Raw genomic sequence first — 11,449 nt, 5'->3', positions numbered from 1 at the left:
CTGACTTCTGAGCCGGGGTGCGGGTGTCGGCGTGTTGACCACGGGCGTCGTAACCACCTTCGTAGCACACGCCTATCGAATACTTGTTGTGGTTCACACAGTGCGCACCCACCATCCATTCCGGTCGGCCAGCCTCAATTTCTCCGTTACGACGGATCACGTAATGATAGCCTACGCCAAACTTAAAGCCTCTATCATGATGCCAGGTATCGATCTTGGCAACCGAGGATGTCTGATCAGGTCGCACTGCCGAACAATGAACGACTATCAGAGTAATGCTCCGCATGACTGAACGGCCAGTGTGCCTGCAATCGTTGTGATGACCGTTGCCAGGAACTTAATGACCTTGACAACCTTCTTCCATGAAATCTTTACCATGAGTAGTTTGTTTTTTTAAGTGAAACCATTAATCCTCTGTGCTGCCGTCGGGGTTGGGCTCGCCGCCATTGTTACCGCCACCGGTATTTCCACCGGTATTTCCGCCGGTATTGTCACCGGTATTGCTGCCGGTGTTGTCGTTATCCTGTTCGGGATCCTCGATGTTACCAGGATCGCTACTGGTGACACGCTTCACCACCTTGCCCTCACGATCGTAGCAGGTAATGTTGATCGAGGTTTCCTTCAGCTCGTCCTTGATCTCAACCGATGGCGAGAAGATAACGCGGCGGGTGGTGATCAAGCCGGTGCTCACCTTGTTTACATCATCGACCGAAGTTGCTCTGACGCCGAAGCGCATACGTCCCAGACCAGGGATGGCGATGGAGTGTCCCTCGGTGGCCCACACCTTGACAACCTCGCCGATAGCATCCCAGGCAGCGCTCAGTGCGCCCTCAGCGATACCACTGCGTACAGAGGCCTCGCTAATCACCTTCTGTGCCGACAGCGTGTTGTAAATCTCGGCCTGCATCATAAAACGGTACTTGCCAGCATGCTGGCCTACCTTGAGCTGGCGCTCTACTGCTTTTACTTTAATTGCCATAAACTAATAAAACTTTAAAAATGAAACATTAAGACCATTTGTCATTCGACAGAACAAAGATACAACATTTACAAACCTCGCTGGTGAGTTACGTCGACTTATGGTGAGATAAGGTGAGATAAAGTGAGATAAGGTTATAAATCGATACTCAGTTTCTCGGCGATAAACTTCACTACCACCGGCGGAAGCATTCTTGCTTTAGGATGCAGCCCAAGTGCCTTCAGCTCACTACTGAAGGGTTTACACCAGCGGTTCAAGGTGTTCAGACTTACCCCGGCCTTGGCAGCCAATTCCTGTTTCGACATTGATTTCATAAACGCTTAGTGATTGAATTTTTGAAAAGTAACTAAAGATATTTTGCGCGCTAACTACTTTGCACGTGAAAAGTACTTAGAGAAAAATTGCACCCTTTTTGATCGTTTCCGGGTGACAGGGTGACAACGGTAACTGCATATTTCTAAACATTCTCGCGTACGTACGTGAACTTTTTTTTTTCGAGTTTTCAAAGTTCCTGTACGTACGCGCGAGGATTTTTCAAAAAACGGTGTCATCGTTGTCACCCTTGTCACCATCAGATACGGCCATACCCATCCGTTTACGCTTGTTCTCCTTGATTTCCAAGTCGTTATAGCGATACACCCAGTAGCCACGTCCATGCTTGGTGCGAGCGGGTTCGAAGCCCAACTTGCGCATGGCCGGACCGATGTTGTTGATATTGAGCCTCAACGTGGGGTTATAACTGATGGCATCGAAAATCATCGTACGGGTGACGAACTCCACCTGGTCGCCAGGCTGAGGCGTACGGAAACGCTCGCTGATCTTCTCGACCTCGGGCATAGGGGCCTCGAAATCCTCGTTGTGCTGTCCTAACAGCTCCAGCTCACTGCGCGTAAACCAGTGGCAGAAGCCCTGCTGATACAGCGCATAGGCCTCGGCGAATACACCCTCGTAATCTACCTCAAACTCACGGGGATTCAGAATACTCTCCACCTCGAACGGCAACCAACGACGGTTGCCCGTAGGATCGTTGAGAAACTGCACATTGTTGCCTGTGCCGCAGAACGAGGCGATATGCTTGCGGTGCTCGTGGAAGTGGGCATAGGCAGCACGCTCGTCGATGCTCTGCATTGTCACGGCAGCCTTCAGCTGGTTCAGCTCTGACTGTCGCATGGTATCGAGCTCCTCGCAGCACACCAGACCATACTGGGCCAATGTCAGCAGATCGTCTTTCGACATCCTGTTTGCGTTGGTCTTGGTGTAAAAGTATTTACGTAGTTCCGGCGGCAGCAGATATTGGAACCAGGTGGTCTTATACGACCCCTGTTCGCCTATCAGCACCAGTATCTCGTGGTTCACCTCTACAGGATCAATCCATCCCGCCACCACGCCCACCAGCCACTTGCGCAGAAAGCGGTAGAACAACTCCTGCTTCTCCACGCCGCCCTTCACCATAACCGACAGCGACAAGGACAGAATATGATTCTTTTCATCCCACGGCGGCAGGTGTTCAAGATAGCTGGTAAAGGGGTTAAAATCGGGCACAAAGTCCGACTCAATCACACGAAAGATATCCGGCGCCCTCACAGTTTTCTGTTCCGACATCTTTGTCCACAGCGAGTTCACCAGATGGTCGTCGATAGGCACCCATGACATATCGTTATCAGGTAGGCGGTACTCTACACGCGAGGTGATGACATTGCGCCGCAAGTACACATGATTAGCCAGGAACTCGCGTATATCCTTCACACTGGCATACTGCTCCTTCCAGTTCTGTTTGCGCTCCTTAACCCCGACTTGCGATTTCCGTCCTTCACGTTTAGCGGCATTGGCCTCCTTGATCTCCCACGCATAGAAAGGCTCGGCATAGGCATGATAGCACAGCTCGGCATCATGCACCAGCTGCACCATCCGCCCCTTACCGCTACGGTCGGTTTTCGCCCCCATCAACTGGTCATAATAGTCGCACCCGAAGTCGTAAGCCTTCGAATAGTACAGCTTCTGCAGGTGTAGTTCGTAGTCGCGCTCAAGCTCATAACCGAACACGATGTGGAGTGTATCGGCTGTTCCGAAGAGCAGCAATGTGTGCGGGTCGGCACGTGCCTCCTCACGGAGCTCCGCCACACTGCTACTCTCCAGATGAGCATAGCTCACCACCGATAAGCCCGTGAAACTCGTGATATTCTTCGGTCGGTAGCCTCCCTCTATGATCGCCGATACCGAGCAAAACGGCATTACCAGACTACCAGTACGAATTAATTCTACAACCTGTTCAAGCGATACGCTTTGTGGTTGTGAATCCTTGCTGTGTTGTAATAATGAGACTTTCATCTTTCTTAGTTTGTTCTCTTTCTTTTTTGAAATGATTTATCTGCCCATAAATACCATGACGTATGTTTTCTTTTCGTCTAAACATATTCTGATTATCATCCAAGTTAGTATGTTTAGCCAGATAATCGCTTATTCGAGCTATTTTTCTTTCTTTAAACCAGCCATAAGCAATCATACGAGCCAAATCATAGTAAACATTTTTCCTCTTGAATACGCTACTAAAAGCAAATTCAAGATTATCCCAATCCTTAAACTTAGCTGTACGGTTTGGTTCATTTAAGTATTGGCGCCACACTTCAAGAATTAGCCTCAAATCACCCCAGCAATTTTGGGTATAGAACAGCCCTAAAAAGGATTGTTCCTTTTCTAATATTTCTTTCATACGTTTTGTTTTTAATTATTGTTTACATACCTGTCACTAAAGATCAGCGTATGCCTTAATTGTTGCCACAAAGTAATTACATCATAGTGGGTGGTTTGGCTAACAAGGCTGCAAGTTCTAAGAATGCAGCCCAGCTAATGGAGCCTGGTTGTTGAATGTTTGTCAATTGTCTATGTCTCATCTCTGTTTAATTTCTACAAAGTTACAAGTTACCTTTTAGAGCTGCAAAAAAATCACTGATTTTTTTATCGCGTATGGCCTAAAACCAGCATTTTCATGTAACACTTTCTATTTTTCAAGCCAAATCCTTGCTCATTTCAGCACTTATTCGTACCTTTGTACCCGATCACTGGTATACAACACAGAGGTGGCCGGTGTGACTTTTGTGGGTAAATCATAAAGCATTCGCTATTATTTCGCGTTCAGCCAAAAGCCTCGGAAACTTCTTGGAAATAACAACGCACTGAGATAATAAGTGATAAGTGTTCGGTATGGAGCATCTTAGCAATTTGAATATAGCAATGCATTCACGCTACGGCGTGGTGCATACTTGTAAATTGCTGAGGTTTCCATCCGAGGCTGCCTCATAGCTGAACGCAAAAGGTGCATCACGCTCTTTTTGCGTCTTGGCGTGATTGATAGTTGGGTGCCATTCATAAGACTATCAATCGCATTATGGCAAATAAAAACTTAAACGCCGCCAAGGAGGCAAAGAAAGACGAATTTTATACGCAACTTGAGGATATCAATAACGAGCTGCGACACTATCGGGAACACTTCCGAGGCAAAACGGTGTTGTGTAATTGCGACGACCCACGAGTGTCGAACTTCTTTACTTATTTTGCCTACAACTTTGAGTTCTTAGGACTGAAGCGCCTCATCACTACCTGCTACAAAAATCAGGATATGGACCTGTTTAGCCAGAATAAGAGCGAACAAGCCATCTACCTGATATACGATGGCGACAAGAATGGCAACAATATCCCTGATCCTGAGGAAATCGGCATCCACCCATTAAAAGGCGATGGTGACTTCCGTAGTCGTGAATGCATAGAGCTATTAAAGCAAGCCGATATCGTAGTTACTAACCCACCCTTCTCGCTGTTCCGTGAATACGTGGCACAGCTGATGCAATATGAGAAGAAGTTTTTGATTATTGGTCATCAAAATGCAATCCACTACAAGGAAATATTCCCACTAATCAAAGAGAATAAAATATGGTTAGGTTATGGATTTAAAGGAGGTGCAGGACATTTTATCTCAAACTACGAAGATAAAGCAACTGCAGGAGACCACAGAGAGGGTATGATTCGTGTTTCTGGTGTTCATTGGTTTACAAATCTTGAAATCAAGAAACGTCACGAAAACCTGATTTTATACAGGAATTATACTCCTGATGAATATCCTCATTACGAAAATTATGATGCCATCGATGTAGGTAAAACAGAGAATATACCTTGTGATTATGATGGAATAATGGGAGTACCTGATACTTTCCTTGATAAATTCAATCCTGACCAATTCGAAATAATAGGCCTTGGTAGTGGAGATTTAGCTAAACAAGCTGGCGTAACAAAGAATTATCGAGGTCGAACAGATTTGGCTTTTACTGTTGAAGGCAAACACAAATGCCCATATTCTCGAATCCTCATTCGCAAAAAACAATAAACAACTATGGATATAAAACTACAATCAATCAAGGTTCGTGACCTAATAGACGGTTACGTTAACGACCCAGACAATGGTGTTCGTGGATATGGTGGCAAACTCGACATTCGCCCACCCTATCAACGAGAATTCCGCTACGACCTGAAACAAAAGCAGGCGGTAGTAAACACCATCCTAAAAGGGTTCCCTCTCAATATCATGTACTGGAGTGTGGTTGGTGATGGAGAGTATGAAATGATAGACGGTCAGCAACGTACTCTATCCATCTGCGAGTTCCGCTATCACGATTTCAATATCAATGATCCTGAACGTGGCGTACTGTTCTTCTCGTCGTTAACACCCGATGAACAAGAGTCATTCTTGAATTACGAACTTACAGTATACTTCTGTACTGGCACCGACAAAGAGAAACTCGACTGGTTCCGTGTTATCAATATCGCAGGCGAACGTCTGCTCGACCAGGAGTTGCTTAATGCCGTATATGTGGGACCATTTGTTACTGATGCCCGCCGCTACTTTTCAAAGAACGGATGCCCTGCATATAAGATAGGTAGCGACTATCTGAATGGCAATGCCATCGAGCAGGCATACCTGGCCACCATACTTAGATGGGCTGCACGTAAGGAAGACATCAAGGAAGTAAGCGAATATATGTCGAAACATAAGGATGATGCCAACGCCAATCAGCTATGGGCTTATTTCTCGGCCATCATCACTTGGGTGCGTTCTACATTCACTACGTATCGCAAAGAAATGAAAGGCCTGGACTGGGGATTACTCTACGATACCTATCATAATAATATATATGATACGGTAGAGCTGGAACATCGCATACACGACCTGATGGAGGACGATGAGATCATGAAGAAATCGGGCATCTATAGTTATGTATTAAGCGGTGACCTTCGCGATCTGTCGTTCCGGACATTCGACAAGAAACAGAAACGCGAAGCCTACGAACGCCAAGGCGGCATCTGTCCCTGGTGTGGCAATCACTTTGAACTGGAAGAGATGGAAGGCGACCACATCACCCCATGGGCAGAAGGTGGCACTACCACCGCTGATAACTGTCAGATGCTCTGCAAAGACTGCAACCGCAAGAAAGGCGCTAAATAAAAACCAATAACGATATGCAAGAAACTTGGAAACGATTCGTTTATCCTCTGATTGAGGACAAGAAACATGACGTTGAGGAAGATACCTATCATCATCATATAGAAAACCAACTGATGCTGCTTGGATGGGAACCTTGGAAAGGCGAAATCATTCATAAGCAATCGCTTAGAATTGGAAACCGTAACCGAATGGAACCGGATATCCTCGTAGCGCGTGACAATGAGTATCAGTTTGTAATAGAGGTGAAGCGTCCAGGAAATACGCAATCAAAAGAGGAAATAACCCAGTTGGAATCGTATATGCGACAACTGCGACTTGATGTAGGTATATATATAGGTGAACACATAGAGGTATTTTACGATAGGCCCAATACCAACCATGTGGTTTCGGTATTTAAGCTGGCCATTGACTTGGATGAAAAACGGGGAGCACGCTTTGTGGAATTGTTCTCAAAAGAAGGCTTTAAGAAAGAAGATATTGTAGAATTCTGCAAAGAACGCATTCAGGAGATACAACGCCAGAACAGCTTAAACAAAATCAAGGAAAGCCTGATAGCAGATGCACAGACACAAATAGCAGAAAGCTTAAAGCCATACCTGCTGGAAAAATATGGTACCAGTTTCTCAGAGGAAGAGATCAAGGGCATGCTGGCAACCATGCATTTTACGGCTTCGGCTGATGGCAACAGAACAGAACCGGAAGTAGTTGTGCCCAAGCTTCAACCAAAATCTCCAAGCCATCTTATTAAGTGCCTCCTAACCAGGAATGCTTCAGCACAGGGGCTTTTTAATCCTGCAGATCAGTCGCTCACTGTTTTATCAGGCAGTAAGATTAATCCTGTTCATCTCAACAAGATAAGTCCGGCGGGAAGAAAGAAACGTGATATTCTCTTTGCAAAATACACTGAACTCAGAAACGGTGAAAGAATAGTGAAGGAAGACATCTGCTTTGATTCGCCCAGTGGTGCTGCGCAGTTCTGTGTTGGAGGTTCATCTAATGGATGGTCGCAATGGAAAGATGAAAACGGGAAGGAACTGGATTCATACAGGAGTAACGAAGTAGCCAAAGTGCCTGCTCCAGATACAAAGATGATTAGGACAAAGAAGATTGTTGATTCGCGTAAGATTCAACTGAAGTTTTGGACAAAATTCAGGGATAGACTGAGCGAGGAAGGTTCGATACCCTCATTGCAAACACCTAAGCCACATTACTGGTATGACATAAGGATAGGAAGACAGAACATACTGTTATCGAACGTGTGCAATACACTAAAGGATTTTGTAGGAGTAAAGCTCTATATCAGAAAACCCGTAGTAGCTAGGTACTATCCAGCCTTAGTAGCCAGGAAGAATGAAATAAACAATGCTCTTGGATGTGAGCCTGAATGGGATGCTAATCCTTCAGCAAGCGACAAGACAATCGCCCTGTTCCACCAAACGGATCTATCAGACCCGCAGAAGATGGACGAAGCTATCGATTGGATGGTACGACAATCCCTTGTCTTCTATCAAGTGTTCTCAAAGGAAGTAAAAGCGATAGAATAACAAAACGATGCAGGACCGAAGAATATCCTGCATCGTTAGTTAGAAATCAATACAACTCTGTTTAAACAGGCTCGACCTCCTCGAGCTGATTAATCAATTCAATAAGAGATTTTCCTTCTATCTTAAATTGTTCCAAAGCCGTGTTGCCATCAGGGAAAACCTGATACTCCTCAGTGTAGTGTTCATCGCATAAGGCAACATAATCTTTTGTCGAGAGGAAGTAATAACGCACGCCTTTATAAACAAAGGTGAGATCGTAGCCTTGAACAGCAAAGTCGTAAAAGAGCGTTTCTTCTACGTCAGAAGAATAGCCATGGTAGATTCCATGTTTATCTCCTTTTGGGGGATATTTCCCATTATATGGGTATCCCAACAAGTCGGTCATTACATAATCTGATTTTGCCATATTATTTTAAATCTGATATGTTCTTCAATAATTTCTTCATAGCTGGAGTCAACTTGTGTGGCTCCTCGTCGAGAGGTTTCCCATCTTTCCACTTGTGGTAATGAGCTCCAAGCCCTTTGTGGTCGGTGGTGTGGATTTCCCAAATTTTCTTGCCGTCAGCACCGTATTTAGCTATAGCTTTCACTCCGCTACCATCCTTATTAAAAATAGCATAAGTAGCATTTGGACTGTGGCTCTCTTCGGGCAACTTGACAGCGCCTTTCTTCTTGAGTTCGATGACTTTAGTACCATCCTTCAATACATGTATTGTCTGCCAGCGGCGACCATTCTCGGTTGCCGTCGAACCATTTGCAAAACTTCCGTTAGCTCCCATGACGCAATCTCATTAATCGTTCGTTAACAAAATAAAGACTGATATCACTATGCTCACGTGGCATACGGGTTCCATAGCGAATAATGAGAGATGGACGAAGCGTAGAAACAGCTTCCTCATAGCCACGATACCAAAGATACTTAGAAAGATCGTGTTTGAGGATGCCCTTGCAATTGATGGCTATAATAGAATTACTAGGCATGGAGGACCAACTATAAGCAAAGCTATCTGGCAAAGACCAGCTAACGTTTGGAATTACATGTACACCATTGCGCTGTAGATATGCAGAGAATGCACTATTAATGTATGCAGAAAAAAATCTGTCTTCAGCAGACATATCCACATATTGCGATAAATCCGTACCAATAACAGAGTGACATTTCTGAAAGAAATCCAAATACTTCTCAGGGGTGCGTAGAACTCGAATAAAAAGTAAATCATCTATAAAGAAATGTACTGTGCTGCTATAATCCTTTTTGGCATAGGCCTCATTGAATGGTAACAATTTCGTAGGTATTTCGCCACAATAAGGGACTATAGCTGGCAAAGGAGTCGTAAACAACTGCGGCCACTCTCCATACAGATCGCTGTGGAAAAGTTCTTCTTTGTTTAGCATGAACTTTTTCCTAACTTTCTTACTTTTACCCTTTCGGGATGGTAATGAAGACATACATAGATGGCTCTCATAACCAGGAAAAAAAGACTTTTGTTCCATTTTTTCTTGTTTTTGTTTTAAAATAATTTAAAAAAATCCCGATATGAGAACCCATATGTACTACTTATAAGATTAATTACTTACTTTTGCACTGGAACTATGTAGATTCCCACCAATCTGGGGCAAACTCAGAAGGGAAATCGGGAGAGTTTACTATCGACCCTGTGCTATTGCCGTAGCACGGGGTCTTCTCTTTTTGCCCACAAACTTTTATATCTCTGTATACATCATAGATGTCCCTCCCATATTAAAAGAGTTAAACACTTGACCTTGACCTATGAGATCTTAGTCCTATCAACTGCAAAGATAGCTAATAAATTATTTTAATACAAGTTTTTCCCATATAAATAATTGTTAAATATCTATTTTAGGTAATTTCGCACTCTGAAAAAGATAATACCAACAAAATAGTAGTACGACAAAATGAGCGACGAAGATAAAAACATGCTCCCCCTCAAACGCATCTCATTCTTAGGGAATAATGAATAAAAAAGAAGCAGGACATTTAACTGCCCTGCTTTCTTATTATTATTTATCTTCGCCATGCAACCACTGCCACTTCCATGTTGCCATACGTTCAAAATCAGGTGAGAACTGGATGATATTGCCATCGCGAGAAACATAGCCTAATTCAATAGCCAATTGCAAATCTTTATCGTAATCACTATTGTTTTCAAATCTAACTTTATTCATAGCCATCACAAAGTCGTCGTAAAAACAGCGACCTTTTCCTATCTTTTCCAAACAGCTTAATAGGTAATAAACAAGTGTGCCATTTTCCCCGTTCTCCACATAATTGCCATAAAGCTTCGCCAACTCTATTAGTTCGTTAACCTGCGTCTGATAGTCGGCATACCTGTCTTCCAACTTGACATTCTCAAAGGTAACACCAACTTCATCCCAATTATTAATCTGACGCCATAGTGCACTTAAAATTTCTCGTGGAGAAAGCAATTTTTCATCACTAATCCAAATTTCTACTCTCAAAGCGATATCGTCACGAACCTCCAAATAAAAAAATTTGATGTGTTCATTATTATAATGAAATTCGATGCTGCCCTCAACTTCCTTCATCCTGCAGTTATCGCCCAGATTAATTTTTAATCCTGCCATCATTATTCTTTTAATAAAGCTCTTCATTGGCAGAACTCCATCAGAGCATACCAAATCCATCCATCCAATCTCGACTAATTTGTCCTTCCCAATGGTGTCGCCAACAAAGCCTAAGAATTTAGGGTCACTTTTCATAGAACCCATATCATCGGGTATATAGCAATGCTCAAAGTCAAGCATATACTCATCAGGCATACGGTAAACAGCTTTGCTTTCGAAACACATTTTACCCTCCTCGTTCACTTTTCCTATTAGCATAGTGCCTATTAGCTGCGCAATAGTTGTAAACGGGCCTTCATAAACGAAGGCATAGACCGCATAGGGTTTCTCTGCAGGTACATAATGACTCTGATAATTTGCTCCCTGAACCGTAATTGGTCCTGAGTAATGATTGTTAATTTGATCCATAATTTGGTTTGATATTTACTTGTAATTATTTTATTGTAATTTTTGCTTGCAAAGGTACTAAAAGATTTTTAAACCCAGCATTAATCATGAAAAAACATATCATAAAATAGGACATGCTTTTAAATTTTAGCTACATTACTTATTAAGAGTTCGCTTTTAAGCGCATCTCATTCTTAGGGAATAATGAATAAAAGCATTTTTCTTTGAAAAAATTTGGAACTTTCAGAAAGAGTTCGTATCTTTGCAGCGTGAAAGGTGGAACCAAGTAGAGCCACGATGTGCGGAACGGTGGCATGGCTGCAGAAATGCAGAGATGATGAGCAATTCGACCTTGCCGCTTGGTTTCATAACTTCTATCGACCATCACTCGTTTGAGTGGTGGTCGTTATGTTTTAAGAACCAAGCGGCAAGGTCGAA

At 43.5% G+C, this 11,449-nt stretch carries 12 protein-coding genes; 3 read left to right on the top strand and 9 right to left on the bottom strand.

The genetic code is table 11. The features are described 5' to 3' along the window. The 5 genes from T491_RS0113105 to T491_RS0113085 all read right to left on the bottom strand — a co-directional run. The coding region (locus T491_RS0113105) for an N-acetylmuramoyl-L-alanine amidase (protein ID WP_028904288.1) at positions 1-286 on the bottom strand (286 nt) is incomplete at its 3' end. Between the two features lie 120 nt (positions 287-406). Continuing rightward, positions 407-979: a DNA-binding protein gene (locus T491_RS0113100; protein ID WP_028904287.1), complete on the bottom strand. Its 573-nt coding sequence runs from the start codon at positions 977-979 to the stop codon at positions 407-409. A gap of 134 nt (positions 980-1,113) precedes the next feature. Then, a complete protein-coding gene (locus T491_RS17725) occupies positions 1,114-1,293 on the bottom strand; it encodes a hypothetical protein (RefSeq protein WP_155950140.1) in 180 nt (59 codons plus the stop codon). 220 nt (positions 1,294-1,513) lie between these two features. Beyond that, positions 1,514-3,307: a VapE domain-containing protein gene (locus T491_RS16615; RefSeq protein WP_081773390.1), complete on the bottom strand. Its 1,794-nt coding sequence runs from the start codon at positions 3,305-3,307 to the stop codon at positions 1,514-1,516. Then, a complete protein-coding gene (locus T491_RS0113085) occupies positions 3,249-3,689 on the bottom strand; it encodes a hypothetical protein (protein ID WP_028904286.1) in 441 nt (146 codons plus the stop codon). Before T491_RS0113085 ends, T491_RS16615 begins: the two co-directional genes overlap by 59 nt. Positions 3,690-4,364: 675 nt before the next feature. On the opposite strand from T491_RS0113085, the gene T491_RS16610 reads away from it, so the two are divergent. The 3 genes from T491_RS16610 to T491_RS0113070 are packed head-to-tail and all read left to right on the top strand — an operon-like array spanning position 4,365 to position 8,017. Continuing rightward, the gene (locus tag T491_RS16610; RefSeq protein ID WP_036916127.1) at positions 4,365-5,357 is read left to right on the top strand and encodes an adenine-specific methyltransferase EcoRI family protein; all 993 of its coding nucleotides are present in this window, start codon (positions 4,365-4,367) and stop codon (positions 5,355-5,357) included. Positions 5,358-5,363: 6 nt separating this feature from the next. Continuing rightward, on the top strand, positions 5,364-6,473 hold the full coding sequence (locus tag T491_RS0113075; protein ID WP_028904285.1) for a DUF262 domain-containing protein: 1,110 nt from the start codon (positions 5,364-5,366) through the stop codon (positions 6,471-6,473). Positions 6,474-6,487: 14 nt separating this feature from the next. Then, a complete protein-coding gene (locus tag T491_RS0113070) occupies positions 6,488-8,017 on the top strand; it encodes a DUF4268 domain-containing protein (protein ID WP_028904284.1) in 1,530 nt (509 codons plus the stop codon). A 61-nt stretch (positions 8,018-8,078) separates the two neighbouring features. Here T491_RS0113070 and T491_RS0113065 read toward each other — a convergent pair whose 3' ends face one another. The 4 genes from T491_RS0113065 to T491_RS0113045 form a co-directional block, all read right to left on the bottom strand. Then, positions 8,079-8,423: a hypothetical protein gene (locus T491_RS0113065; protein WP_028904283.1), complete on the bottom strand. Its 345-nt coding sequence runs from the start codon at positions 8,421-8,423 to the stop codon at positions 8,079-8,081. Position 8,424: 1 nt separating this feature from the next. After that, positions 8,425-8,796, bottom strand: coding sequence for a hypothetical protein (locus T491_RS0113060; protein WP_028904282.1), 372 nt, complete (start codon positions 8,794-8,796; stop codon positions 8,425-8,427). Beyond that, positions 8,786-9,511 carry a DUF4417 domain-containing protein gene (locus tag T491_RS0113055; RefSeq protein WP_081773389.1) on the bottom strand — a complete coding sequence of 242 codons (726 nt, stop codon included), beginning with the start codon at positions 9,509-9,511 and terminating at the stop codon, positions 8,786-8,788. Before T491_RS0113055 ends, T491_RS0113060 begins: the two co-directional genes overlap by 11 nt. A gap of 528 nt (positions 9,512-10,039) precedes the next feature. After that, a complete protein-coding gene (locus T491_RS0113045) occupies positions 10,040-11,032 on the bottom strand; it encodes a hypothetical protein (protein ID WP_028904279.1) in 993 nt (330 codons plus the stop codon). Positions 11,033-11,449: the final 417 nt, after the last annotated feature.

The sequence above is a fragment of the Prevotella sp. P6B4 genome, from assembly GCF_000619985.1.
Lineage (GTDB): Bacteria > Bacteroidota > Bacteroidia > Bacteroidales > Bacteroidaceae > Prevotella.
The sequence above is the reverse complement of the archived record's forward strand: the minus strand, read 5'-3'. Positions and strand labels throughout refer to the sequence as shown.

Coding starts and splice junctions, on each gene's coding strand:
- T491_RS0113100 (WP_028904287.1), bottom strand. CDS start 979: ATGGCAATTAAAGTAAAAGCAGTAGAGCGCCAGCTCAAGGTAGGCCAG.
- T491_RS17725 (WP_155950140.1), bottom strand. CDS start 1,293: ATGAAATCAATGTCGAAACAGGAATTGGCTGCCAAGGCCGGGGTAAGT.
- T491_RS16615 (WP_081773390.1), bottom strand. CDS start 3,307: ATGAAAGTCTCATTATTACAACACAGCAAGGATTCACAACCACAAAGC.
- T491_RS0113085 (WP_028904286.1), bottom strand. CDS start 3,689: ATGAAAGAAATATTAGAAAAGGAACAATCCTTTTTAGGGCTGTTCTAT.
- T491_RS16610 (WP_036916127.1), top strand. CDS start 4,365: ATGGCAAATAAAAACTTAAACGCCGCCAAGGAGGCAAAGAAAGACGAA.
- T491_RS0113075 (WP_028904285.1), top strand. CDS start 5,364: ATGGATATAAAACTACAATCAATCAAGGTTCGTGACCTAATAGACGGT.
- T491_RS0113070 (WP_028904284.1), top strand. CDS start 6,488: ATGCAAGAAACTTGGAAACGATTCGTTTATCCTCTGATTGAGGACAAG.
- T491_RS0113065 (WP_028904283.1), bottom strand. CDS start 8,423: ATGGCAAAATCAGATTATGTAATGACCGACTTGTTGGGATACCCATAT.
- T491_RS0113060 (WP_028904282.1), bottom strand. CDS start 8,796: ATGGGAGCTAACGGAAGTTTTGCAAATGGTTCGACGGCAACCGAGAAT.
- T491_RS0113055 (WP_081773389.1), bottom strand. CDS start 9,511: ATGGAACAAAAGTCTTTTTTTCCTGGTTATGAGAGCCATCTATGTATG.
- T491_RS0113045 (WP_028904279.1), bottom strand. CDS start 11,032: ATGGATCAAATTAACAATCATTACTCAGGACCAATTACGGTTCAGGGA.